At 73.7% G+C, this 23,789-nt stretch carries 21 protein-coding genes; 19 read left to right on the plus strand and 2 right to left on the minus strand.

What is annotated here, in order from left to right:
• Positions 1-405: 405 nt before the first annotated feature.
• Positions 406-1,632 (minus strand): FAD-dependent oxidoreductase, encoded by a 1,227-nt coding sequence (locus tag FRCN3DRAFT_RS57330; RefSeq protein WP_342435228.1) that lies wholly within the window; start codon positions 1,630-1,632, stop codon positions 406-408.
• Positions 1,633-1,744: 112 nt separating this feature from the next.
• Here FRCN3DRAFT_RS57330 and FRCN3DRAFT_RS0200210 point away from each other — a divergent pair, with 112 nt between their 5' ends.
• The 11 genes from FRCN3DRAFT_RS0200210 (at position 1,745) to FRCN3DRAFT_RS0200260 (ending at position 14,090) form a co-directional block, all read left to right on the plus strand.
• Entirely contained in the window at positions 1,745-2,608 is an 864-nt protein-coding gene (locus FRCN3DRAFT_RS0200210; RefSeq protein ID WP_007512927.1) for a phosphonatase-like hydrolase, read from the plus strand.
• A 143-nt stretch (positions 2,609-2,751) separates the two neighbouring features.
• A complete protein-coding gene (locus FRCN3DRAFT_RS0200215; protein WP_007512926.1) occupies positions 2,752-3,240 on the plus strand; it encodes a VOC family protein in 489 nt (162 codons plus the stop codon).
• A 236-nt stretch (positions 3,241-3,476) separates the two neighbouring features.
• Complete coding sequence (locus tag FRCN3DRAFT_RS0200220; protein ID WP_007512924.1) at positions 3,477-4,460, plus strand: SDR family NAD(P)-dependent oxidoreductase; 984 nt, start codon at positions 3,477-3,479, stop codon at positions 4,458-4,460.
• Complete coding sequence (locus tag FRCN3DRAFT_RS0200225) at positions 4,450-5,115, plus strand: 2'-5' RNA ligase family protein (RefSeq protein WP_007512919.1); 666 nt, start codon at positions 4,450-4,452, stop codon at positions 5,113-5,115. The genes FRCN3DRAFT_RS0200220 and FRCN3DRAFT_RS0200225 overlap by 11 nt, the downstream gene beginning before the upstream one ends.
• 126 nt (positions 5,116-5,241) lie before the next feature.
• A complete protein-coding gene (locus FRCN3DRAFT_RS0200230; RefSeq protein ID WP_007512918.1) occupies positions 5,242-5,895 on the plus strand; it encodes a TetR family transcriptional regulator in 654 nt (217 codons plus the stop codon).
• Positions 5,896-6,038: 143 nt separating this feature from the next.
• Positions 6,039-6,848: an SDR family NAD(P)-dependent oxidoreductase gene (locus FRCN3DRAFT_RS0200235; protein WP_007512916.1), complete on the plus strand. Its 810-nt coding sequence runs from the start codon at positions 6,039-6,041 to the stop codon at positions 6,846-6,848.
• Between the two features lie 158 nt (positions 6,849-7,006).
• Complete coding sequence (locus FRCN3DRAFT_RS41925) at positions 7,007-7,933, plus strand: ABC transporter ATP-binding protein (RefSeq protein WP_007512908.1); 927 nt, start codon at positions 7,007-7,009, stop codon at positions 7,931-7,933.
• A 1-nt stretch (position 7,934) separates the two neighbouring features.
• Positions 7,935-10,544 (plus strand): ABC transporter permease, encoded by a 2,610-nt coding sequence (locus FRCN3DRAFT_RS0200245; RefSeq protein ID WP_007512906.1) that lies wholly within the window; start codon positions 7,935-7,937, stop codon positions 10,542-10,544.
• Positions 10,545-10,652: 108 nt separating this feature from the next.
• Positions 10,653-11,993: an FAD-binding protein gene (locus tag FRCN3DRAFT_RS0200250; RefSeq protein ID WP_232793864.1), complete on the plus strand. Its 1,341-nt coding sequence runs from the start codon at positions 10,653-10,655 to the stop codon at positions 11,991-11,993.
• A gap of 540 nt (positions 11,994-12,533) precedes the next feature.
• Positions 12,534-13,559 carry an MHYT domain-containing protein gene (locus tag FRCN3DRAFT_RS41930; RefSeq protein WP_051466090.1) on the plus strand — a complete coding sequence of 342 codons (1,026 nt, stop codon included), beginning with the start codon at positions 12,534-12,536 and terminating at the stop codon, positions 13,557-13,559.
• A 93-nt stretch (positions 13,560-13,652) separates the two neighbouring features.
• Positions 13,653-14,090 (plus strand): TIGR03618 family F420-dependent PPOX class oxidoreductase, encoded by a 438-nt coding sequence (locus tag FRCN3DRAFT_RS0200260; RefSeq protein ID WP_007512899.1) that lies wholly within the window; start codon positions 13,653-13,655, stop codon positions 14,088-14,090.
• 115 nt (positions 14,091-14,205) lie between these two features.
• On the opposite strand, the gene FRCN3DRAFT_RS0200265 is transcribed toward FRCN3DRAFT_RS0200260, so the two are convergent.
• Positions 14,206-14,820 carry a TetR/AcrR family transcriptional regulator gene (locus tag FRCN3DRAFT_RS0200265; RefSeq protein WP_007512897.1) on the minus strand — a complete coding sequence of 205 codons (615 nt, stop codon included), beginning with the start codon at positions 14,818-14,820 and terminating at the stop codon, positions 14,206-14,208.
• 65 nt (positions 14,821-14,885) lie between these two features.
• Here FRCN3DRAFT_RS0200265 and FRCN3DRAFT_RS0200270 point away from each other — a divergent pair, with 65 nt between their 5' ends.
• The 8 genes from FRCN3DRAFT_RS0200270 (at position 14,886) to FRCN3DRAFT_RS0200305 (ending at position 23,596) form a co-directional block, all read left to right on the plus strand.
• Complete coding sequence (locus tag FRCN3DRAFT_RS0200270) at positions 14,886-16,514, plus strand: MFS transporter (RefSeq protein ID WP_007512895.1); 1,629 nt, start codon at positions 14,886-14,888, stop codon at positions 16,512-16,514.
• Positions 16,515-16,633: 119 nt separating this feature from the next.
• Positions 16,634-17,365 carry a response regulator transcription factor gene (locus tag FRCN3DRAFT_RS0200275; protein WP_007512894.1) on the plus strand — a complete coding sequence of 244 codons (732 nt, stop codon included), beginning with the start codon at positions 16,634-16,636 and terminating at the stop codon, positions 17,363-17,365.
• A gap of 13 nt (positions 17,366-17,378) precedes the next feature.
• On the plus strand, positions 17,379-18,773 hold the full coding sequence (locus FRCN3DRAFT_RS0200280; protein ID WP_007512892.1) for a sensor histidine kinase: 1,395 nt from the start codon (positions 17,379-17,381) through the stop codon (positions 18,771-18,773).
• Between the two features lie 79 nt (positions 18,774-18,852).
• Positions 18,853-19,548, plus strand: a complete 696-nt coding sequence (locus tag FRCN3DRAFT_RS0200285; RefSeq protein ID WP_083401434.1) for an LmeA family phospholipid-binding protein — start codon at positions 18,853-18,855, stop codon at positions 19,546-19,548.
• Positions 19,541-20,176: a hypothetical protein gene (locus FRCN3DRAFT_RS0200290; protein WP_007512888.1), complete on the plus strand. Its 636-nt coding sequence runs from the start codon at positions 19,541-19,543 to the stop codon at positions 20,174-20,176. The genes FRCN3DRAFT_RS0200285 and FRCN3DRAFT_RS0200290 overlap by 8 nt, the downstream gene beginning before the upstream one ends.
• A 153-nt stretch (positions 20,177-20,329) precedes the next feature.
• The gene (locus FRCN3DRAFT_RS0200295; RefSeq protein WP_007512886.1) at positions 20,330-21,814 is read left to right on the plus strand and encodes a cytochrome P450; all 1,485 of its coding nucleotides are present in this window, start codon (positions 20,330-20,332) and stop codon (positions 21,812-21,814) included.
• 245 nt (positions 21,815-22,059) lie between these two features.
• On the plus strand, positions 22,060-22,521 hold the full coding sequence (locus tag FRCN3DRAFT_RS0200300; protein ID WP_232793865.1) for a hypothetical protein: 462 nt from the start codon (positions 22,060-22,062) through the stop codon (positions 22,519-22,521).
• 136 nt (positions 22,522-22,657) lie between these two features.
• Positions 22,658-23,596 carry an alpha/beta fold hydrolase gene (locus FRCN3DRAFT_RS0200305; protein WP_232793866.1) on the plus strand — a complete coding sequence of 313 codons (939 nt, stop codon included), beginning with the start codon at positions 22,658-22,660 and terminating at the stop codon, positions 23,594-23,596.
• Positions 23,597-23,789: the final 193 nt, after the last annotated feature.

Genomic DNA, 23,789 nt, shown 5'->3' on the forward strand with positions numbered 1-23,789 from the left:
TCACGAGCCCCCCAGGGCAAGATCTGTGCCTTTCCGGCGCGGCGGCCACCCCTCCCGCCGTGCGCACGGACGCGGCATCCCCAGGCGTTTCGCCTGGTAGACCGACCGCCTGTCCCCGCGCGGCGGCGTGTCCGCCCGCCGAACTTGTCCGCGCAACGGTGACGCGCACGCATTACCTGCGGGTGGACGGAAGTTGAGCAAAAAGCCGGCGACGGGCGAACTTAGGAAGGTTCAGGGGCCTTCGCGTACCGATCAATGAATAGACGAGGAAGCTATTCGGTGCCGTCGGTGACCGGAGTCCGAACCAGACTCGACGAACACTGACGACCCGGGTAAGGCCTCCATGTCGACCCAATGAGTGGCCAATGCGACGCGCGCGGCTGTAATGGAGTCGGGCAGAAACGTTCAGTAACGGTTCACGGAACGAGGTCGGCGAGGACCTCGGCGGCGAGACCGTGGGACGTCGTCATTCCGATGCCGGTCGTGACGACGACGACGCGCACGCCGGGATACGGGGTCGCGACCAGGAACTCGCGGTCGGGAGCGGTCGCGTAGTAGCCGCGCCAGCGCTCGCGAACCGTGAGCTCGCCCACCGGCACGCCGAGCAGGTCGGCGGTCTCGGCCAGCACCAGGTCGTCGATCCATTCGGCCTGGAACGGGTGACGGGTGACGGCGCGCTCGTGGGTGTCGCCGATGATCAGGTCGCCGCCCGGGAGCTGGGTGAACATCAGGTTCATGTCGACGGCAAGCAGGTCGGGCCGCTCGGCGTCGAAACGGGCCCGCAGCGCCGGCAACGACGGACAGCCCTCGAAGGCGGCGTACCGCAGCAGCGACAACCCGGTCAGCACGCCAGGGCCGAAGCGCCCGCCGCCCGCGCCGCTGCCCACCTCGCCACCCGCGCCGCCCGTCTCGCCGCCCAGGGGATGCCCGGCCTCGCCGGCCCCACCGGGAACGGTGACGCGGAGCATCCGCAGCGCGCAGCGCGCAGCGGCGCACGCCGGCCTCCTCGGCGAGGTCCGGGAACAGCCAGTCGAGGTCGTGGCCGGTGGCCAGCACGATCGCGGACGCGGCGAGATCACCGCGGCTGGTGTGCACCAGGCCCTCCTCGACATCGGTCGCGGCGGTCCGCCAGAAGAACGTCACGCCCTGGCCGGCGAGCCAGTCGGCCAGGGCCCCGACCGCCTCGCGCGGGTTCACCCGGACGTCCCAGGGCAGCCAGGCACCGCCGAGCAGCGTCTTCGCGCGCAACGGCACCCGCACCCGCGCCCGCACCCCGTCCGCGTCGAGAAGCTCGACCGGGGCTGGCCCGGCCGCGGCGAACTCGGCCAGCACGGCGAGCTCCTCCTCGCGGCGGGCGACGACCACCGAGCCGGTGGGCTCGGCGAAGAAGCCGGCTAGTCGGCCGAGCTCGAGCCAGCGCTCACGCGCCACCTTCGCGTAGCCCAGCGCGGCGCCCGCCTGGCCACTCACACAGCCGTGGCCGAAGTTGCGCACGGACGCGCCGCGCGCGAACTCGTCCCGCTCGACGACCGCGACCCGCAGCCCCCGGCGCACCCCCTCGGCGGCGTGGGCCAGCCCGATGATCCCCGCGCCCACCACCACCACGTCGAACCGCTCCTCGGCAAACCGCATGGGGCGAGCATTTCGGTGGCAGAAATCGCTGGTCAACGGTGGGAGGAGGAGTTGGCTGCCTGTTCATGTTGTACCCGTCCGCCCACCGTCCTCGTCCTGGAAAGGTGAACCCGTGGCCGCCGACTCAACCGCCTCCACTGACGCCGCCGTGTCCGACTCCACCGCCTCCACCGTGTCCGTCCTCGTGCCGCCCGCACCGGGCCTCGGCGCCGCCACGGGCGTCGCCCCAGGCGTCGTCGCGGGCGGCGCCCCGGACCGCGCGCGCATCGACCTGGCGGTGTTCGACATCGCCGGCACCACCGTCGAGGAGCACGGCGCCGTCTACCAGGCGCTGCGCCACGCCGTCGAGGCCGCCGGCGCCACCCCGGGGGACGACGACATCGAGCGCTGGATGGGCGCCGACAAGCGGGCCGCGATCCGCGCGCTGCTCGCCGCCGCTCCGGGCCGCGCCGGCGCGGCCCCCGTGGCGGTCGACGCGGCGGAGATCGACACGGCGGAGGTCGAGCGGGTCTTCCTCGACTTCCGCGACCGGCTCGAGACCGCGTACCGGACCCGGCCGCCCGCGCCGATACCGGGCGTGGTGGAGGCGTTCGGCACGCTGCGGGCCCGTGGCATCCGGATCGCGCTGACCACCGGCTTCGACCGGTCGGTCGTCGGCCCGCTGCTCGCCTCGCTCGGCTGGGGCGGCGGCCTGCTCGACGCGGTGGTGTGCGCGGACGACGTCCCGACCGGGCGGCCCGCCCCCTACATGATCTTTCGCGCGATGGAGCTGACGGGTGTCACCGCCGTGGCCCGGGTGCTGGTCGCCGGCGACACCGTCCGCGATCTGCTGGCCGGGACGAACGCGGGCGCCGGGGTCGTCGTCGGCGTGCTGACCGGCCAGGTCGGAGTGGCAGCACTCGGCGCGGTCCGGCACACCCATCTGCTCGGCAGCGTCGCGGAGATCCCCCCGCTCGTCACCGGACCCACCGGCTGATCGGTCCGTCCCGGAAGGCGTCCGTTCCGGAAGACCGCGATGAGTTCGGCGGCCGGCGGCGGTCACTCCTTGGACGGCGCCGCAAGTCGGCGGCGCCCGTCGACGGGGTCAGCACACCGACGACGACCTGGGAGGTCACCAGCATGCCGAAGACGACGCCGTGCCTGTGGTTCGACGGCCAGGCCGAGCAGGCCGCCGAGTTCTACCTCTCCCTCTTCCCCAACTCGAAGATCCTCGACGTGTCGCGCTACGGGCCGGACACCCCCGGCACCGAGGGCGCGGTGATGACGGTGACCTTCTCGCTGGACGGGCAGGAGTACTTCGGCCTCAACGGCGGGCCGCAGTTCCCGTTCACCGAGGCGATCTCGTTCATGATCTCCTGCGGGTCGCAGGAGGAGGTCGACCACTACTGGTACGGGCTGACCGCGGGGGGCGGCGAGGAAAGCCAGTGCGGCTGGCTGAAGGACCGCTTCGGCGTGTCCTGGCAGGTCGTTCCCACCGCGCTGTACGAGCTGCTGGGCGACCCGGACCCGGAGCGCGCGTACCGGGCCACCCAGGCGATGCTGAAGATGAGCCGTCTCGACATCGCCGAGCTGCGCCGGGCGGCGGACGGGACGCCAGACGCCGGCTGAGGCCGAGGACGTCAAGGCCTTCCGGCCGCCGGCCGGCCACTGCGACGGCGACCGATGTGGCGTCGAGCCGCCGGCGGCGGGCGAACGCCGCGCCTCGGATGGCCGACCGAAGCTAGTCTCCCGCTGGGTGGGAACCGCGTTCTCGGCCGCGGGCGGAACACGCGGGCCCAGGACGCGCGGTCGGATCACGGGCGGGCGGGCGGTACGGCGACGGCCGCGAGCTGAGGAGTGGTGCTGTGACGGTGACGGGCGGGTTCGAGCTGGGGCTGGCCGGCAAGGCGGCGGTGGTCACGGGCGCCGGGGCGGGCCTCGGGCAGGCGATCGCCCTCGGGCTCGCCAGGGCCGGGGTGCGGATCGGGCTGATCGAGATCGACCCGACCCGGGCGACCGCCACCGCCGAGCTGATCGAGAAGGCCGGCGGGACCGCGCTGCCCCTGCCGGCGAACGTGATGGACACCGACGCGCTCACCGAGGCGATCACCGCCGCGCATGCCGAGTTCGGCCGGCTCGACATCCTCGTGAACAACGCCGGCGGGGTGAAGGGCGCTCGCTTCCTCGACCAGAGCGAGCGCAGCTGGCGACGCCACATCGACATCAACCTCGTCAGCATGCTGGCGGCGACGTCGACCGCCGCCCCGCTGATCGCCCGGACCGTCGCCGCCTCGGGCGGCCCGGCCGGCGCCGGTGGCAACGGCCGCGGCGGCGGCTCGATCGTCAACGTCACCAGCATCGAGGGCATGCGCGCCGCGCCCATGTACGCCGTCTACGCCGCCTGCAAGGCCGGAATGATCAATTTCACCCGGACGATGGCCGTCGAGCTCGCCGACCAGGGCGTCCGGATCAACGCGATCGCCCCGGACATGACCGGGACCGCCGGGCTGCGCGGCATCATGCGCGGCCCGGTCGACCCGGACGAGCTGCCGCCCGTCCCACCCGAGCGCCTGCCCGGGATCGAGCGCTACGTCCCGCTCGGCCGGGAGGGCGTCGCCAGCGAGGTCGCCGACGCCGCCGTCTTCCTCTGCTCCGACCGGGCCAGCTACATCACCGGCACCACCCTCAGCGTCGACGGCGGCACCGCCGCCTCGGCCGGCTGGATCCGCAGCGGCAACGGCTGGACGCTCCAGGGCAACCCGAGTCCCTCCGGCTTCGCCCTGGGCGGGCACGCCGCAGGCGGACAGGCTGCCAGCGAGCGGAGCGCCGGCAACCCGGATGGGGCGTGAGATATCGCAGCGGGCCCGGTTCGGCGCGCTGCGCGCCACCGAGTCGTGGCGGCTGCGCCGCGGGCAGGCCGTCTCCTGGCACGGCCAGGAGGGACCAAGGGCGTTCCTGACCACCGTCGTCCGCGTGCCCGAGACCGTGGGCGCCCGGGTACGCGAGGCGGCGCGACCGGCCGCCGCGGCCGGCGGCCACCACCTCTACCCGGCGGCCGACCTGCACGTGACGCTCATCAACCTCGACCGTTACGCGGACGTCCCGATCGCGCGGGTCGAACAGGTGCTGGCGGACTGCGTCGCGGCCGCCCCGCCGGTCATCCTCGACCTGCGGGGGCTGTCCGTGGCCCGCGGCACCGTCTACGTCCAGGCGTACGCGCGCCCGGCACGGGCGTTTCCGCGGCTGCGCGCGTCGATTCTGCGGCGGCTGGATCCAGCCGGCCGGATCCAGCCGCCGAGAAGGACCGTCCTGGCGCTCAGCAATGTCGTCCGGTTTCGGTCGACCGACGTCGCCGCCGCCCGGAAGGTCGCTCGCGCGCACCGGGCGGACCATTTTGGCTCGTTCCTCCTGGAAGCGGTCGAGCTGGTCAGGACCGACAAGGTGATGTCGGCGGCGGGCACCGAGATCCTCGCGGTGTTCCCCGCGCGAAAGCCGCCGCGCTGACCAGTCAGGCCGAGCGGCCAGTGCCATCGAACGTGAGCCGGGATCGTCAGCCGAGCGACGGCCGGCAGGCCCGTCATCCGGCGTGGCACGCGGGTAACGTGTGGCCACTCGAACGTAGGGGGCCCGATGGCTCAGGTGGGCACGTCCACCGTCGCCGCGCCGACGGCGCTCTCCGCCAAGGGAACCCGCCTCAACCGGCGCGGGCTGGCCACCCGGGGGCGCATCCTGGATGTCGCGGTCGACCTGCTCAGCGGCGGCGGGCCGGACGCGGTCAGCGCGAACCTGATCGCCCGGGAGGCCGGCGTCACCTGGGGGACGATCCAGCACCAGTTCGGTGAGGCGGACGGCGTCTGGGCGGCGGTCATCGAGCACGTCTCGACCAGCCCGGACTTCCACCCCAACCCGGAGCAGCTCTCGTCGCTGCTGCCGTTGGCGAGACGGCTGGAGGCCGTGGTCGACCTGGTCTGGACTTCGCTGGACTCGCCGAACGTGCGAGCCGTGCACAACCTGCGCCTGTACCTGCCGCGGGACCTCGCCGTGCTGGAGGAGGACTTCCCCCGCACCGCGGCCGCGCTCGCCGCCTGGGACACCCGCTGGGCGCAGGCCTGGGATCGCATCTTCGACGGCCTGAGCGTCTCCCGGGAACGCCTGGCCAAGGCACGCTCGCTCGTGCCCGCCGCGATCCGCGGGCTGCACGACCTCAACGACCTGGGCACCTACACGGACATCAGCCTCGCCCGGGCGGGCCTCATCGAGGCGATGGCGCTGTACCTCTCGTAGCGACCCGATCTCTCGTAGCGACCGATCTCTCGTAGTAACCCGATCTCTCGTGGCGACCCGCGCGGCCGCTCTCGCCGCGGCCGCCGGGTCGCCGCGGACTAGAACCCGTTGCTTGTCGAAGCTGGTCGCGGCACGGTAGCCGGATGGGCGGCGACAGCGACGCGGGCCGGCCCGCGGGCCTCGGCGGAGACTTCGCCGACCTGCCGGGAGTGGCGGTGGTCGTCGGCGGCAGCGGCGGGATCGGCGCGGCGGTCTGCCGGCTGCTCTCCGAGCGCGGCAGCGACGTCGTCCTCACCTACCACCGCAACGCCGACGCGGCGGCGGCGAGCCTGGCTGCGGTCGAGGCCGCCGGGCGCCACGGCGAGGCCCGCCAGCTCCGGCTCGAGGAAGAGGCGGAGACGGCCGCGTTCATCGCCGACGTCACCGCCCGGTTCGGCGCGGTGCACACCCTGGTGGTCGCGTCCGGCCCGCACGTCCCGCAGCAACACCTGTCGACGGTGAGCCCGGCCGTCTTCCGCCGCCAGGTGGAGGGCGAGGTCGTGGCGTTCTTCAACCTCGTCCAGCCGGCCCTGTCGACGCTGCGGGCCGCCCGCGGCAGCGTCGTCGCGGTCACCACGGCGGCGACCCGCCGCTACCCGGTCCGCGACGGTCTGTCCGCCGGCCCGAAGGGGGCGGTCGAGTCGGTGGTGCGTGCCCTCGCGGCCGAGGAGGGCCGCTTCGGGGTGCGGCTGAACTGCGTCGGCCCCGGCATGCTGACCGACGGGATGGCCGAGCGGCTGATCAGCGCCGGCGCCTACCCGGACGGCGCGCTCGACGTCGCCCGCCGCAACATCCCGATGCGCCGCTTCGGCGCGGCGGCCGACGTCGCCGAGGCCGTCTGCTTCCTCGCGTCCCCGCGGGCCGCCTACATCACCGGCGTCATGCTCGACGTCGACGGCGGCTACCACCTCTGACGGCCCGCCGGGCTCCCCCGGGCCCGGCCGACGCCTGCCGACGATGGCCGACGCCTGCCGACGATGGCGCGCCCCTCCGGGCGGCATCCGGCTAGCCCCACCCCGGATCGGGGCGCAGCACCAGTGTGCGCGGGTCGCAGCGCTGGTGAGCTGATCTCATGGAACAGCTCGAGCGGACGGCGCGCCGGAACACCGTTGACCATCCGGTAGAAACCCCAGGTGGCAAGGCCTCGACGGCCCCGAACGTCACCGAGAACTCGAGCGTCGCAGCGAGCTCCACCGTCGCAGCGAGCAGCGCGGTGGCGCTGCGCGACGTCCGGAAGGTCTATGGGCGACGCGCGGCGGCCGTGACCGCCCTGGATGGGGTGACCCTGGACATCCACCGGGGCACGTTCGTCGCGGTGATGGGGCCGTCCGGCTCGGGCAAGTCGACGCTGCTGCAGTGCGCGGCGGGGCTGGACCGGCCGAGTGCCGGCGAGGTGTTCCTCGACGGGGTGGACCTGCGCGGGCTGAGCGAGAACGAGCTGACGATGCTGCGCCGGCAGCGGGTTGGCTTCGTCTTCCAGTCGTTCAACCTCGTTCCGGCGCTGTCCGCCGAACTGAACGTGGCGCTGCCGCTGCGGCTGGCCGGCCGCCGGCCGCGGCGGCGCGAGGTGCGCGACGTGCTCGCCGCCGTCGGGCTCGCCGGGCGAGGCCGGCACCGGCCGGCCGAGCTCTCCGGCGGTCAGCAGCAGCGCGTCGCCATCGCGCGGGCGTTGGTCACCCGCCCGGCGGTGCTGTTCGCCGACGAGCCGACCGGCGCGCTGGACACCCGGACCGGCCGCGAGGTGCTGACCCTGCTGCGCTCGCTGGTCGACGTCGACGGGCAGACGATCGTGATGGTCACCCACGACCCGGTCGCCGCCTCCTACGCCGACCGGGTCGTGTTCCTCGTCGACGGCCGAGCCGCCGGGGAGCTGGCCGACCCCGACCCGGCCACCGTCGCCGCCCGGCTCGCGGGCCTGGAGCCCGACGGCCGCGACCACTACGGCCGTAAGCACGGCGACCGCGACCGCGACCGCGACCACGGCCGCGAGGAGAGCTGACATGGCCGGGCTCGTCTGGCACACCGTCCGTGCCCGCAAGGGCGGCCTGCTGGGAACGTTTCTCGCGCTGGCGCTCGGGGTCGCGCTGCTGGCGGCGATGACGCTGACGCTGGTCAGCACCGTCGGCGGCTCCGCCCGCGCCCCGCGCTGGTATGCCACGCCGGACGTCGTCGTCGCCGGCGCCGGCACGGTCAGCATCACGACCGGCTCCGGCGAGGACCGGGAGACCTCCACGGCCAGGACGATCCTCACCCGCCCGCTGCCGGCCGGCCTCGTCGACCGCCTGCGGGCCGCCCTCGGCGGTGACGCGGCGGTGGTGGTCGATGTCGCCGGCTACGCGGCGGCCGACGGCGCGCCGGGTGACACCGTCCACCCGTGGTCCGCGGCGGCGCTGCACCCTTACTCCTGGGTCGCGGGCGGCGCGCCGCGGGCGGCCGGGGACATCGTTCTCAGCGCGCCGACCGGCCACCGCCCCGGCGACCGGGTCACCGTGGTGACCACGCATGGCGCCCGCGCCTTCACGGTGAGCGGGGTGCTGCGCACCGACGCGCCGGGCGCGTTCTACGCCACCGACACCGTCGCCACCGAGCTCGCGGACGGCCGGGTCACGGCGGTGGCGCTGACGGTCCGGCCAGCCACGACCGCGGCCACCGCCGGCGATCAGGCCGGCGCCCCGGCACCGCCACGCGACGCCGCGGCGCTGGCGGCGGCCGCGCGGGCCGTCGTCCACGACGCGCGCGCGGGCGACGGCTCGGTCAGCGCCGACGACGGCTCGGTCCGGGTGCTCACCGGCAACGGCCGCCGGTCCGCCGAGCCAGACCCGGACGCCGAGCGCCACGAGGTCGCGATCGCCCTGCTCGGCACCACCACCGGCCTCGGCGGCTTCGTGTCGATCTTCGTCGTGGCCGGTACCTTCGCCTACTCCGTCGCGGCCCGCCGGCGCGAGTTCGGCCTGCTGCGCGCCGCCGGGGCCACCCCGCGCCAGGTGTTCCGGCTCGTGCTCGGCGAGGCGCTCACGGTCGGCCTGCTGGCCTCGCTCTCGGGCGTGCTGCTAGGCGTGCTGCTCGCCCCGCCGTTCGCGCGCGTCCTGGTCCGCACCGGGTTCGCACCCAGCGGCTTCACCGCTCATTTCGTCTTCTGGGCGGTGACTCCCGCCTTCGGCACGGGTCTGCTGGTCGCGTTGGTAGGTGCCTGGGCGGCGGCGTGGCGCGCCGGGCGGATCCGGCCGGCGGAGGCGCTGCGGGAGGCGGCGGTGGACCACCGGCCGATGACCGTGGGACGCACCGTCCTCGGGCTGCTCGCGCTCGCCGGCAGCGTGCCGCTCATCGCGGTGCTGATGGCGCACCCGTCGGCGGCGGGCGTGGCACTGATCATCGTCGCGGGGATGCTGCTGGTCATGGGGTTCGCGCTGTTCGCGCCACTGGTCATCCCGCCGCTGGCGTGGCTGCTCACCGCGCCGCTCGCCGCCTCGCCGGGCGCGGTCGGGCTGCTCGCCCGCCACAACGCGCGCGGCGCCGTGCGGCGCACCGCGGCGACGGCGGCGCCGATCCTGGTGACGCTCGGCATCGCCGGCTCGATGCTCACCGGCTTCGGGACGCTGGAGGCGGCGACCGACAGCGCCGCTCGTGATCAGATCGCCGCCGACGCGCTGGTCGTGCCGGCCGTCGGCGCCGGCCTGCCCGACGCCGCCGTCCAGACGCTGCGCGAGATCCCAGGCGTGCGGGCCGCCGTACCCGTGACCGACGCCTCCGTCTATGTCCGGGACGACGGCGACCCCGAGCGCTGGGCCGCCCGGTACGCCACCGGCGCGGATCTCGCGGCCGTCCTCGACACCCCGGTCACCGCCGGCCGGCTCGCCGACCTCACCGGCACCGACACGGTCGCGGTGCCGGCCGGCAGCCACTGGAAGCTGGGCGAACGCGCCGAGCTGTGGCTCGCGGACTCGACGCCCGTGCGGCCGCGGGTGGTCGCCGTGCTCGGCAAGCGCCTCGACCTCGACGAGACCCTCCTGCTGCCGGCGGCGCTGCGCACCGGGCACGAGCCGGCGATCGCCACCGTCGTCTACCTGCGGCTCTCGGCGGAGGCGACGCGGTCGACGGCCGCCAGGGCCGCCGTCGCCGCCGGGGTGGCGACGGCCACCGCCGGCGCCGGAAAGCTGGTCGGCACCGACGAGTACCTGTCCGCGGCGAACGCCGAGCAGTCCAGGGCCAACCGGATGGCGTCGGTGGTGCTGCTCGGCCTGGCACTCGTCTACACCGTGCTCGCGATCGCGAACACGCTGGTCATGGCCACCCGGGACCGGGCGGGTGAGTTCGCCACCGTCCGCCTCGCCGGGGCGACCCGCCGGCAGGTGCTGGCCGTCGTCGCCACGGAGGCCGTGCTGGTGACCGCCATCGGCGCGGCGCTGGCCGCGGCGGTCACCGGGATCACCGCCTGGGGCGCCCGGTACGGCCTGGCACAGCTCGCGCCGTCGGTGCCGGTCGTCGTTCCCTGGGCGACGCTGAGCGCGATCGCCGCGGCCTGCCTCGCGGTCGCCCTGGTGGCCAGCATCGCCCCGGCGGCCCTGCTGCTGCGCCGCGACCCTGCCGACCTGGCCGCCGTCCGGGAGTGACCGGTCCCGTCCCCGGGCGGTGTCAGGCACGGCCGGGTGCGAGACTCGTCGCCGGGTTGGGGCCGAAGGGACGGCGTCGAAGGACGGCGGCGCGGAAGGGACGGCGGCATGGCGGACGGAGGCATGGCGGACGACGGGAGCGCGCCCACGCGGAACTGGGCCGGGAACGTGACGTTCGCGGCGGCCCGCGTCGTCGCCCCGACGTCGGTCGCCGAGCTCGCGCGCGTCGTGGCCGCCGGGGGCAGGGCGCGGCCGCTCGGCACCCGGCACTCGTTCAACCGGATCGCCGACACGGACGGCACGCTGATCTCGACCGCCGGGCTGCCTCGGCTGGTCCGCGTCGACCAGGCGGCCCGCGAGGTCACGGTGAGCGCCGGCATCCGGTACGGCGACCTGGGCCGGGAGCTCGACGCGGCCGGCTGGGCGCTGCGCAACCTCGGATCGCTGCCGCACATCTCGGTCGCCGGCGCGTGCGCGACGGCGACGCACGGTTCGGGCGAGCGCAACGGCAACCTGGCCACCTCGGTCGTCGCGCTCGACCTGGTCACCCCGTCGGGTGAGCTCATGACCGTCCGGCGGGGCGTCGACGAGGACTTCGACGGCCACGTCGTCGCCCTCGGCGCGCTCGGCGTCGTCGTCGCGGTGACCCTCGAGATCGTCCCGACCTTCCAGGTCAGCCAGCACGTCTACGAGGGCCTGACCCGCGAGGACCTGCTGGCCGGCATCGACGAGATCCTCGCCGCGGCCTACAGCGTCAGCGTCTTCACGGCCTGGGACCCGAACGCCGGCTCGCAGGTGTGGCTCAAGCGACGCCTCGGCGCAGGCGACGGCGACGGCGACGGGGGAGGCGGGGACGACGGGAGCACGGCGGCGCCGGCCGAGGTGTGCGGCGCCCGGCCGGCCACTCGCCCGTTGCACCCGATCCCCGGCGTCGACCCTGAGCACACCACCCAGCAGCTCGGCGTCCCCGGCCCCTGGTTCGAGCGGCTGCCCCACTTCCGCCTGGGCTTCACCCCCAGCGCCGGCGACGAGCTCCAGTCCGAGTACTTCGTCGCCCGTGAACACGCCGCCGCGGCGATCGACGCCGTCTACCAGGTCAGCGGCGACGTCCGTGGCGCGCTCCAGATCAGCGAACTGCGCGCGGTGGCCGCGGACGGTCTCTGGCTCAGCCCCGCCTACCACCGCGACGCGCTGGCGCTGCACTTCACCTGGCTACCGGACGAGACCGCCGTCGCCCGCGCGGTCGCCGCCGTCGAGCGGGCCCTCGCTCCGTTCGCCCCCCGGCCGCACTGGGGGAAGGTCTTCGCGCTGGATCCCGAGCGGGTCCGGGCCGGGTACCCCCGACTGGCGGAGTTCGTCCGGCTGGCGGCCCGCCGCGACCCGGGCCGGGTCCTCCGCAACTCCTTCCTCGACACCTACCTCAAGGACACCTACCTCAAGCTCGGCTGAGGGCCCCCGGCCTCAGCGGTCGCCCGGGCGCTGAGCGGCCGCTCGCCAACGCGGAACGCCTGTCCCTCATGGGCTGGAACGACGCGCGAGCCACCGCGATAGCACCAATGGGGCCCGCCTAACGGGACGTGAGCCAAACGGCGCTTAGGGCGATCATCGGTGCAGCCGTTGCGATGACACCCGGTTGACCACCTCAGGTGCTCGGCCATCTCACTTCGAGTGCTCGTCCGCATACCGGCGGATGCTTACCGACGGCGGTGACACCACCACCGTCCAACGGAGACACGATCGGTCGCGCCGACAAACAGCCCGGCCACGTTCCGCAGCATTCAACGGACCCAGTTCAGCCGTCACACCATCTCGCGCCCGCACCGCTATGGCCTGTATCGTTCCAATGAGTCATATAGATCACTATGCTGTTCCGATCTCCGCTGCTCAGATCGCCTTGTCGTCACGCTTGACCTCATTGCCCGGTCGCCCCGTACCCGCGAGCCCGGCCAGCGTCTCACACCCGCGGGGGGAAATGTGATCACTGCCCAGGTGGCGCATGAGCACGCCAGCAGCGACCTCATCTTTGTCGCCAGCTCCATCGGCCTCGCCGTGATCGGCTCGTTCGCGGCATTGGTAAGCGCGCGGCGTATCCCGGGCACCCAGGGCGGCGCCCGACGCCGCTGGATCGCCGCGTCCGCGGTATCCCTCGGCGGTGGCGCCATCTGGTCGATGCATTTCATGGGAATGCTCGGTTATCACGTCGGTGACCGGAAGCTTGCCTACAACCTTCCGTTGACCGCACTTTCCCTGCTGATCGCCATCGCCGTTTCGGCGATCGGGCTGGCCATCGTCGGGACCAACCCGAGAAGCGCCGTGCGCCTCATCGTCGGCGGGGTCATCGCGGGGCTCGGCGTCGCGGCGATGCACTACACGGGCATGGCCGCGATGCAGGCCGGCAGCACCGTCACCTATGACAAGAAGCTGGCCGGCGTCTCCGTCGCGATCGCCGTGGTGGCGGCCCTGGCCGCCCTGTGGCTCGCCTTCCGGGTGCGCACCACCGCGCACGTCGTCGTCGCGTCCCTCGTGATGGCCGCCGCGGTCAGCGGGATGCACTACACGGCTATGGCGGCCACCCAGGTCGCCGAGACCGACCGCCTGTCGGAGACGAGTGGCGCCGACCCGATCGTGCTGAGCTTCCCCGTCATGCTGATCGCCTTCTCGGTGCTCGCGCTCATCATCTTCGCCGCGCTCGGGGGCTTCGCCGAGACCGGCAGGTCCCCGCTGGTCGCCGGCCCGCGCAACGGGCGAGGTTCGCCCACCCCGGCTCGTGCCGACCGGAACAGCCCGGCCCCGCACGGCCGTCACCAGGCGGCGCCGGACGTGGATGCCCGCGACGCGGCGGCGGGGCGAGCCGCCTTCGACGACCAGCCCAGGCGCGATTTCTTCGACCGTCCGGCACCCGCCGGGCAGGGCTGGACGGATTACCCTCCTCAGCAGCCCGCGCCTACGCCTACGTCCGCGCCCACCACTCCGGCGTTCCCGGACGACGACCGCCGCGCGCCGCTCTACCGGTAGGGTCGGCCAGGGCCGCGCGGTAGACAGTCAGACTGCTGCGGCAGCTCTGTTGTAGCCGTGTAGTACCAGTCTCGGGCAGAGGGTGCCGGCCGGATGACCACCATCGACGATCTGGCCGCTCTCGGGCGCGCGGAGAACGGGCTGGCGGTCATCTCGACCGTGCGGGGCGATCAGACGATCCAGTCGTCGGTCGTCAACGTGGGCGTACTGACGCATCCGCTCACCGGCGAGACCGTGCTCGGTTTCGTCACCTACGGCAAGGTGAAGCTCGCGAACCTGCGCGCTCGCCCCCAGCTGACGGCCACCGTCCGGTCCGGCTGGCAGTGGGCGACGGTCGAGGGACGCGCGGAGCTGATCGGACCCGACGATCCCAGTCCGGACGTCGACGCCGAACGCCTGCGGCTGATGCTGCGCGAGGTGTTCACCTCGGCGGGCGGCACCCACGACGACTGGGACGAGTACGACCGCGTCATGGCCGAACAGCGGCGCACAGCCGTCTTCGTCCGGCCCGACCGGGTCTACAGCAACTAGCTGGAACCCTCCGCCAGCCAGAACCGCCGCCGCGGGCGGTGCCGCGCCGGCGGGGTCGAGTGGGCACCGTCGTCGAGTGGGCACCGTCGTCGACCGGCACGCCGTGGTCGCACGGTCAGCGGCGGCGCGCGGTGGGGGCGTAGAGGGCGGCGCGCAGGCCCGGGGCGAGGTGCCGGACCAATTCATCAGCCGTCATGCTCGCGATGGGTTCCAGCTCGAGCACGTAACGGGTGAAGATGGTCCCGGCCACCTGCGCGGTGAACGCCGCGGCACGGTAGGGGGCGTCCGCGCCGCCGACGTACTCGGCCACCTGGCCCACCATCTCCCGTTCCAGCACCTCCCGGAACAGCCGGGTCAGCTCGGGCTCCTGCACGATCGCCGCGATCATGAGCCGGAGCTGGTCGCCGCGGTCGGAGTCGTCCCAGGTGGTGACCGCGGAGCGCAGCACCCGCTCCGGCAGCGTCGCCCGGTCGCCCGGCAGCGCGGCGGACAGGAGCTCGGGCGGGTTGGCGAGCAGGCCGAGCGTCGCGCCGAACAGGCCCTTCTTGGAGCCGAAGAAGTAGCTGATCAGGGCGACGTCCACCTCGGCCTCCGCGGCGATCGAGCGCAGTGTCACAGCTCGGTAGCCATCCGACAGAAAGCGCCGGCGCGCGACGTCCAGGATCTGGCCGCGGGTGTCCGGGCTGCCGGCCCGCCGGCCACGGGTGCCCCCCTCAGCCTTATTCATCATGGTTGAAATTATGCGGAGAGCGGGTGACCTTGGCCAGGGTTCACACCCTCGGCTGGAGGTCCACGATGACCATCCCCACGGCGGCTCCCATGCCACCGGCAGACCGGCAGGGCGGCGTGCATCGCGCCGTGCTCCCGGTCGTCATGCTCGCCCTCGCCACCGTCGTCGCCGCCGTCGCGTCGCTGAACGTGGCGCTTCCCTCGATCGCCCGTGACACCCACGCGAACCAGACCCAGCTGTCCTGGGTGATCGACGCGTACGCCCTGCCGTTCGCCGCGCTGCTGCTCCTCGGCGGCGCCATCGGCGACCGGTACGGCCGCCGACGCGCGCTGATCGTCGGTCTCGCGGTCTTCGGGGCCGGCTCGCTCGCGGCCATGGCCGTCAGCGACCCGAGCTGGCTCATCGCGATGCGCGCCGTGCTCGGCGTCGGCGCCGCCCTGGTCATGCCCGCGACGCTGTCGACGATCACCGCCACCTTCCCGCCGGAGCAGCGGTCACGCGCCGTCGGAGCCTGGGCCGGCGTCGCCGGGGCGAGCGCGCTGCTGGGGGTGCTCGCCTCCGGCCTGCTCCTGGAGGTCTGGTCGTGGCGCTCGGTGTTCGGACTGAACGTCGCGCTGGCCGCGGTGGCCGTCCTCGCCACCCTGCGGGTGATCCCCGAGTCGGCCGACCCCGCGGCCGGGCGGCTCGATCTCGTCGGCGCGCTGCTCACGGTCGCCGGGCTCGGCGTGGCGGTCTACTCGATCATCGAGGCGCCCACGGAGGGGTGGAGCAGTCCCCGGACGCTGCTCGGCATCGCCGCCGGGGTCGTCATCCTGGTCGGCTTCGTCCTCTGGGAGCTGCGCCACCCGAACCCGCTGCTGGACCCGCGCCTGTTCGCCCACCGCGCCTTCGCCGCCGGCACCCTGTCGATCACGTTGCAGTTCTTCGCGTTCTTCGGGTTCATCTTCCTGCTCCTGCAGTACCTGCAGCTGGTCCGCGGCGACGGCCCGCTCGTCGCGGCGGTGAGCCTGATCCCGATGAGCCTGACGATCATGCCGGCCGCGCGGGTGGCCGCGCCCCGGCTGGTCAGCCGGGTCGGCGCCCGCCCGGTCGTCGTCCTCGGGCTCACCCTGGTCACCGCGGGCCTGCTGGTGCTGTCGCGGCTGGGCGCGGACAGCGGCTACTGGCTGCTGCTGGCGGGCCTGCTGCCGCTCGGCGCCGGCATGGGCCTGGCCATGACGCCCGCGACGACCGCGATCACCGACGCGCTGCCGGCGGCGAAGCAGGGCGTCGGCTCGGCGACGAACGACCTCGCCCGCGAGCTGGGCGGCGCCCTGGGGATCGCCGTGCTGGGCAGCATCCTGCAGTCGACCTACCGCGACCACCTGCACCCCGCCGGCCTGCCGGCCCCGCTCGCCGAGTCCGCCCGGTCCTCGCTCGCCCTCGCCACCCGGTTGGGCCCGGCCGTCGCCCAGCAGGCCGAGACCGCCTTCGTCGACGGCATGCGCACCGCGCTGACCTGCGCCGCCGTCGTGGTCGCCGCCGCGGCCGTCGCCGTCGGGACCCTGCTGCGCCCCGCCGCGGCGCAGACCGCCCCAGGCCAGCCATCCCAAAGCCAGCCAGCCCAAAGCCAGGCAGCCCAAAGCCAGGCAGCCCAAGGCCAGCCAGCCGAAGCGGCCGAGGATCAGCGGTCTGCCCAGCCCGCCTCGTCGTAGGCGGCTCCACCCCGGCGCCGGCGGTTCGAACCGAACTCATATGTTCGCCAGATGGAATGGTCCGCGGACAGCATGGAATGGTTCGCGGACAGCACGGCAGCGAAGGCCGGGGGTGAACGATGGAGGGGGCCGGGCCACGGCTGCTGGTCGTCGATGACGAGCCGAACATCGTCGACATGCTGCGGATGGCGTTGCGGTTCCACGGGTTCGACGTGGTCACCGCCCAGTCGGGGCGGCAGGCCACGGCGGCGGTGGCGGCGCGGCGCCCGGACCTGCTGGTGCTGGACATCATGCTGCCCGACTGCGACGGCTTGGAGCTGTGCCGGCAGTGGCGGGAGCAGGGCGTGGACGTGCCGGTCGTGTTCCTCACCGCGCGCGACCGGCACACCGACAAGATCGCCGGGCTGACCTACGGCGGCGACGACTACGTCACCAAGCCGTTCTCGATCGACGAGCTGGTCGCCCGGATCAGGGCCGTGCTGCGCCGCACGCGGCGGGAGCCACCCGCCGCGTGCCCGCCGGCGCTGACCTTCGCCGACGTCCGGCTGGACGAGGACACGCACTGCGTCACCCGCGCGGGCCAGCCCGTCGAGCTGGCCGCCACCGAGTTCAAACTGCTGCGGTATCTCATGACCAACCCGAACCGGGTGCTCTCCCGGGAGCAGATCCTCGACGCCGTCTGGAGCGAGGACTACCGCGGCGGCGCCACCGTCGTCGACCAGTACGTCAGCTACCTGCGGCGCAAGCTCGCGCCCTACGGCCCGCCGCTGATTCACACTCAGCGGGGTTTCGGCTACGCCCTGCGGGCGGGCGTTCCGGCTGCCCAGCAGCCGGACGCGAGTGAGGCGTGACCGAGGTCCCGCCGTGACGCTGCGCGCCCGACTGATGCTCGGGTTGCTGGCGCTGCTCGCGGTCTGCCTGGCGGTCGCCGGGACGGCAAGCGCCCTGGCCCTGCGGTCGCACCTGATCGACCAGGCGGACGACCAGCTGCGCGGCGCCCAGAACCTGATCAGCACCCGCGGCGTCTCGACGCTCACCCGGCTCGCTCCGCTGTTCGGCGGCGTCGGGCTGCAGCGCGCCGTGGCCCCGACCGAGTTCGTGATCGAGCTGCGTCAGCCCGGCGGTTCGACGATGACCCTGACCGGCGGGACCGACCAGCCAGCGGCCGGCGCCCGGCTCCTGACCAGCGTCACCGACCTGGACCGCCGGATCGCCGCGGCCACGCCGTTCACCATCGAGACGGCGGACGGCCGCTACCGAGCGCTGGTCACGGCGCTCCCCGGCGGCGTCACCGACCTCGTCGCGCTGCCCATGCGACCGATCGAGGACACCATCGGCCGGCTCCTGCTGGTCGAGACCGTCGCCGCCGCCGCCGTGCTCGCGCTCGGTGGGGGCTGCGCCTGGCTCCTGCTCGGCCGCGGCCTGCGCCCCCTGCGGGACATCACCAGGACCGCGGCGGCGATCGCCGACGGCGATCTGGAACGCCGGGTGCCGCATGGCCGGTCGCGTACCGAGACCGATCGCCTCGCCGCCGCCCTCAACGTCATGCTCACGCAGATCCAGACCGCCTTCGAGGGCCGCCGACGCTCGCAGGAGCGCCTGCGGCAGTTCGTCGCCGACGCCTCGCACGAGCTGCGCACACCGCTGACCTCGGTGCGCGGTTACGTCGACATGCTGCGCCAGGGCATCGTGCCGCCGTCGGGCGCGGACGACGCGCTTCGCCGCGTGCAGGACGAGACCCGTCGGATGAGCACCCTCGTCGACGACATGCTCTACCTCGCCCATCTCGACGAGGCCCGGCCGCTCGAACGCGCCACCGTCGACCTTGCCGCCATCGTCCGGGACGCCGCCGCCGACGTCGCCGCGGTCGAGCCGGATCGCCCGCTGTCCGTGCGGGTGCCGCCGGAATGCCTTGTCGTCGGAGATTCGGATGCGCTGCGGCAGGTGATGGGCAACCTGCTGACCAACGTCCGCGTCCACACCCCGCCCGGCACCCCCGCCGAGATCTCCCTCAGCGCCGTCGGCGGCGAGATCCTGCTCGAGGTCCGGGACGAGGGGCCGGGCGTGCAGGCGGCCGACCTGGACCGGATCTTCGACCGTTTCTACCGTTCCGACGCCGGCCGGGAGCGTGGCCGCGGCGGCAGCGGCCTGGGGATGTCCATCGTCGCCGCCGTCGCCGCCGCCCACGGCGGCCGCGCCGAGGTCGCGAGCGCTCCCGGGCAGGGGCTGGCCGTCCGGGTCACGCTGCCCGGTTCCTGAACGGACCCGCGTCGGACCCGCACGCCGCTCGACCCTGGCTCACATCTCGTCCGCATGAACGGGCGGTCTGCTCGGTGTCATGCGGAAACCGGTGGGTGGGTTCGGATCGGCGAGTTGTCTGCCCGCGCGACGGGTGGTCATCGCGGGCGGCGGAGCCTGGTGGCGGGGCAGATGGCAGATCAGATGGCGGTGGCTCGCCGCGGCGCCGCTCGTGGTTTCGGCCGCCCTCCTGCTGACCGACCGTCTGCTGGTTCGCGTCGCCGAGCACCGCCTGACCAACCGGCTGGGCTGCATGGGCACGTTGACGGGAACTCGATCCGTGCATATCGACGGATTCCCCTTCCTGACGCAGCTCGGCGCCGGTCATTTCCGGACCGTGACGGCGACGGCCGACGGCTTCGGCCGAACCGACCGGCTGACCGAACTCGCCGTGACGTTCCACGACGTCCACGTCCCGGTCTGGTCGGCCATCTTCGGCCGTCCGGCGGCGGGTTCGCCCACGGTTGGCTCGGTCTCGCTGACGGCCGTTCTGCGCCTCGGCTCCGACGGGCCGGGCGGCCGGTTGGCGCGCCTGCTCGGGTCCGGGCCGCTGGCGACCGGCCACCCGGCGGTGGCCGCGGCGGTGGCCGGGCGCCCGTCAGCCGCCGTCCTGCCACCGGGCGCGCACCTCGACGGCGTCGAACCGGTGCCTGGCGGACTGCGGCTCGCGGTCACGATGCCGGGAGCCGCGCTGGCCGGCATGGACGGTGCGGACGGACGGATATGCCGTGGCTGACACCACGTCCTGCGACACCACGTCCTGCGATACCACGGCGCCCAGCACCACGGCACCAGGTCCCGGGGCGCCGCGCGTCGCCTGGCGGCTCGTCGCCCGGCGGGGCAGGTCCGCGCGCGACCGCGGCGCCAGGCTGCTCCTGATCATCACGGCGCTGCTGGTCCTGCGCGGGGTCCAGGCCGCCGTCGCCGGGCTGACCGTGCTGGTCGTGACGGTGTCGCGGTTCGAGCACCCAGCCCCCACGCTGCACCTGGCCCGGCTCGCCGAGGTCGAGCCCGCGCCGATGAGCGCCGTCACCGCGCTGACCATGATCCTGGTGGCCACGGGTCTCGCTGCCGTTCTGCTGCCCCGCCGCCATCCGTTCGCCGCGTTCGCCGGGATCAAGGCGTTCGCACTGGTCGCCGCGTCGGCGCTCGCCGTCCTGTTCACGGCCGAGCCGGTCAGCATCCGGGCCGCCGTCGCCGGCTGTGGCATCGGCATCGTCGCCCTGTTCTGGCCAGCGGCGCGGGACGCGGCCGGGCGGGTACTGGCCGCGGTGGGCCTGCCGCACCCGCACGGCCGAGCCGGTGACCTCCTCCTCGCCGTGAAGATCGCGCTACTGGTGGCGGTCGTCGTCCTTCCCTTCTGACAGCCAGCCCTCTTCTGACAGCTCGCGCGCGCAGTACCGCGCGCGGCGTCCAGCCGTCGTTCCTGCCCGCGGACCTTGCCGGTCCTGACCAGACCCGACCTCGACGCACCCAGACGGTCATGAGACCACCACTCGATCAAGGAGACACGCGACATGCGCCCCACGGCTTCTTCTCCCCCGCCCTTCTCTCCCCCGCCCGTCTCGGCCTCGTCGCCCGGGAGCGTCCCGGCGACCGCGCCACGCGGCGTGCACGAGGTTCCCGGGCCGCCCGGCGGCATGGTCGCGGCCGTCCGGCGGCTGCGCGCCGATCCGCTGGCGCGGTTCCCTGAGCTGCGCCGCGACTACGGGCCGCTGGTCCGGCTGGCCAGCTGGCCGGTGTCCGCCTTTCTCGTGTCCGACCCGGACGCGATCGCCGACGCTCTGGTAGGCGGCCACCGCCTGTACGCAAAGGGGGCCGTGGTTCGCGGCCCCGGCTCGCGCACGACCGTCACGCAGCCACTGACATACCTGCTCGGCCAGGGCCTGCTGACCAGCGCGGGCGATACCCATCTTCGCCAGCGCCGGCTGATCCAGCCGCTGTTCCACAAGCAGCGGATCGCCGGTTACGGCGAGCAGTTCGTCGCGTTGGCAGACGCTGCCGCCGCGACCTGGCGGGACGGCCAGCGGCTGGACCTGCACGCGGAGATGACCGAGATGACGTTGGCGATCGTCGCCAGGACGCTGTTCGACGTCGATGTCGACGATCGCATCATCGACGTGGTGCGGACCGCCGTCGGCGAGAACATGCCGGCCGCGCGGCGCGCCAGCCTGCCCGGCTTCCAGCGTCTGGAGCGGCTCCCGCTCCGAGCGGCGCAGCGACGTCAGGAGGCCCGTCTGGCGCTCGACAACGCGGTGTTCGAGATGATCGCCGCCCGGCGCCACGCCGCCACCACCGGCGCTACCGGTGCCGCCGGCACTGACCTGCTGTCGCTGCTGCTGCACGCCCAGGACGCCGACACCGGCGAGCGGATGGACGACTCCCAGATCCGCGACGAGGCGATGACCCTCCTGCTGGCCGGCCACGAGACGACCGCGAACGCGCTGGCGTGGACGTTCCATCTGCTCGGCGGCGAGCCGGCGGTGGCCGCCAGGCTGCACGAGGAGGTCGACGCTGTCCTCGGCGGCCGGCCACCCACGATCGACGACCTGCCCCAGCTTGCTTACACCAACGCGGTGTTCTCCGAGTCCATGCGGCTCTACCCGCCGGTCTGGGCGATGGGTCGCCATCTCGTCGCGGACCACGAGGTGGCCGGATACCTGCTGCCCGCCGGATCGACCCTGGTCTTCAGCCAATGGGTGATGCACCGGGACGAGCGCTGGTGGCCGGATCCCGACCGCTTCGACCCGACGCGCTGGCTCGACAAGGCGACGGCGCACGACCGCCCCCGCTTCGCCTATTTCCCGTTCGGCGCCGGATCTCGCCAGTGCATCGGTAACAGCTTCGCGGTCGCCGAGGGGGTCCTGACGCTGGCCGCGATCGCCCGCCACTGGTCGTTCACCCCGGCCGCGGACACGCCGGTCGTGCCCGAGCCGCTGGTCACGCTGCGCCCCAAGGGCGGCCTGCCGATGGTGGCCCACCGCCGCGGGGGTGTCAGCTGAGGAGACCTGGCCAGTTCCGGTTTCGTCACACGGTTCTCACATCCAGCTCGCAGCCACGGCGCATCCACCGCGGGTGGGATCACCGCACTGGACGCCGCCCAGGCTGGCGTCCGCCAAGCGTCGTCGTCAGTTCGGAGAATGATGTGAACAGTCGGAACTGGGTTCGCGGCCGCTCGATCGCGCTCGCAGGCGGGCTCCTGCTGGCCGTATCCGGGTGCCGCGCCAGCGCCGGACCATCGCCGGGCGTGGCCTCGGCGGCACCCGCGACCGCCACGGCCGGCGCGGCCGCGTCCACGAGCACGAGCACGAGCACGGATCCGACGGCCGGCACGACGGCACCGGCCGGGGCGGGCACCGGCGGCCCCGGCTCGCTGACCGTCGGCATCACCAGCCCGGTGTCCGTCGCGGGGCACGTCAACACGCCGGTGAGCTGCGAGGTCGCCGGGCGGCGCTACGCCGAGTCGGCGACCGGCGTCGTGAACGGGGCCACGGTCGCCGAGAGCGTGCGGGTCGCGGGTTACACCGGACCGGGCTCGTACGCGGCGGTGGTGACCGTGTCCCTGGTCGCGAACGACGCCTCCCGGTACGCCATCGACGCCGTGCCGGCAACCGTCGAGATCACCTCGACCGGCGGTTCTGTCTCGTTCAGCGCCAGCACATACGCCGGCCGCACCCTGGCGGGCTCGATCAACTGGGCCTGCTCGTAGCCCTCGCCGTCCGTGTGGATTCCTTTACTGCGTCGGCTGGACCTGTCAGCGTGGACGAGTGCGGGCGCTGATCAAATACTGCGCGACGCCGGCTGGCCCCGTCGCGTATTCGACAATGGGGTCTGGACCGGCCTTGTTGTGCGACTCGGGGTGGATCACCCACCTCCGTGAGCAGCTGGATCTGCTTTCCTTTGGCAGGTTCGTCGAACGCCTCGCGCAGCATTTCACGGTGATTCGCTTCGACAAGCCCGGATGTGGCCTGTCGGATCGGGACGGAGCAGACCTCTCGTTCGACGGTCAGGTGGCTGCGGCGCTGGCGGTCGCCGACGCGGTGGGCACGCGCCGCTTCCGCCTGTTCGGCGCCTCGCAGGGGGGTCAGATCGCCGCCGCGATCGCGGCGAGGTGCCCGGAACGGGTCGAGGCGCTCGTGGTCTACGGAATGTGCGCCGACGGCCGAGAGCTGGCTCCGCTCGACGTCAGGAAGTCCGTCGTCGCGCTGGTGCGGGCGCACTGGGGCATGGGGCTGCAGGCGCTGGCGAACGCATTCGTCACCGATCCCACCGCGGACGAGATGGCGGCGTTCACCCGGTTCCAGCGGACGAGCGCCTCGGCCGCGGTGGCCGCCCAGCTGCTGGAGGTGTACTACGACACGGACATCCGGGCGCTCCTTCCGGCGGTCCGGACGCCGACCGCGGTCCTGCACCGCGAAGGCGACCGAGGCACCAGGTTCGAGCTGGGCCGCGCGGTCGCCGCGAGTATCCCCGGGGCCACCCTGATCCCGCTGCCAGGCTCCAGCCATCTCTACTACCACGGCGACTGGGAGGCGGTCCTGGACGCGGCACTCACCTTTCTTGGCCAGCCCGCGCGCAGGGGACAACGGCTGACGGACCGTGAGTTCGAGATCGCCGAACTGGTGACCGAGGGGCTCACCAACCATGCCATCGCCGGCCGGCTGTCCGTCGCGCCGCGAACGATCGAAACGCACGTGGAGAACATCCGACGCAAGCTGCGGATGAGCTCCCGCGCCCAGATCGCGGCCTGGACCACCGAACAGCGGCTGCGCCGGCACCGCTGAAGGATCGGTCGAACACCCGATATCCGCGGCCGCCAACCGTGCCAGGACCACGCCGGAGCGGTGCCAGGCCAGTAGTTCACCCGATAGGCGGCCCGACGCGGCGGTCCTAGCGTCGACCTCATGTCACCCGTCTCGATCCCGGCGCCCCTACCGGCCACCGGGAAACAGTCACCGCGCCCGGCGCCACCGACCC

It is taken from the genome of Pseudofrankia saprophytica (assembly GCF_000235425.2).
Classification (GTDB): domain Bacteria; phylum Actinomycetota; class Actinomycetes; order Frankiales; family Frankiaceae; genus Pseudofrankia; species Pseudofrankia saprophytica.

Excerpts from the sequence above, each read along its gene's own strand:
- FRCN3DRAFT_RS57330 (WP_342435228.1), bottom strand. The coding sequence starts at position 1,632 with ATGCGGTTTGCCGAGGAGCGGTTCGACGTGGTGGTGGTGGGCGCGGGG.
- FRCN3DRAFT_RS0200215 (WP_007512926.1), top strand. The coding sequence starts at position 2,752 with ATGCCGAAGACGACGCCGTGCCTGTGGTTCGACGGCCAGGCCGAGCAG.
- FRCN3DRAFT_RS0200225 (WP_007512919.1), top strand. The coding sequence starts at position 4,450 with ATGGGGCGTGAGATATCGCAGCGGGCCCGGTTCGGCGCGCTGCGCGCC.
- FRCN3DRAFT_RS0200230 (WP_007512918.1), top strand. The coding sequence starts at position 5,242 with ATGGCTCAGGTGGGCACGTCCACCGTCGCCGCGCCGACGGCGCTCTCC.
- FRCN3DRAFT_RS0200235 (WP_007512916.1), top strand. The coding sequence starts at position 6,039 with ATGGGCGGCGACAGCGACGCGGGCCGGCCCGCGGGCCTCGGCGGAGAC.
- FRCN3DRAFT_RS41925 (WP_007512908.1), top strand. The coding sequence starts at position 7,007 with ATGGAACAGCTCGAGCGGACGGCGCGCCGGAACACCGTTGACCATCCG.
- FRCN3DRAFT_RS0200245 (WP_007512906.1), top strand. The coding sequence starts at position 7,935 with ATGGCCGGGCTCGTCTGGCACACCGTCCGTGCCCGCAAGGGCGGCCTG.
- FRCN3DRAFT_RS0200250 (WP_232793864.1), top strand. The coding sequence starts at position 10,653 with ATGGCGGACGGAGGCATGGCGGACGACGGGAGCGCGCCCACGCGGAAC.
- FRCN3DRAFT_RS0200260 (WP_007512899.1), top strand. The coding sequence starts at position 13,653 with ATGACCACCATCGACGATCTGGCCGCTCTCGGGCGCGCGGAGAACGGG.
- FRCN3DRAFT_RS0200265 (WP_007512897.1), bottom strand. The coding sequence starts at position 14,820 with ATGATGAATAAGGCTGAGGGGGGCACCCGTGGCCGGCGGGCCGGCAGC.
- FRCN3DRAFT_RS0200270 (WP_007512895.1), top strand. The coding sequence starts at position 14,886 with ATGACCATCCCCACGGCGGCTCCCATGCCACCGGCAGACCGGCAGGGC.
- FRCN3DRAFT_RS0200275 (WP_007512894.1), top strand. The coding sequence starts at position 16,634 with ATGGAGGGGGCCGGGCCACGGCTGCTGGTCGTCGATGACGAGCCGAAC.
- FRCN3DRAFT_RS0200285 (WP_083401434.1), top strand. The coding sequence starts at position 18,853 with ATGCGGAAACCGGTGGGTGGGTTCGGATCGGCGAGTTGTCTGCCCGCG.
- FRCN3DRAFT_RS0200295 (WP_007512886.1), top strand. The coding sequence starts at position 20,330 with ATGCGCCCCACGGCTTCTTCTCCCCCGCCCTTCTCTCCCCCGCCCGTC.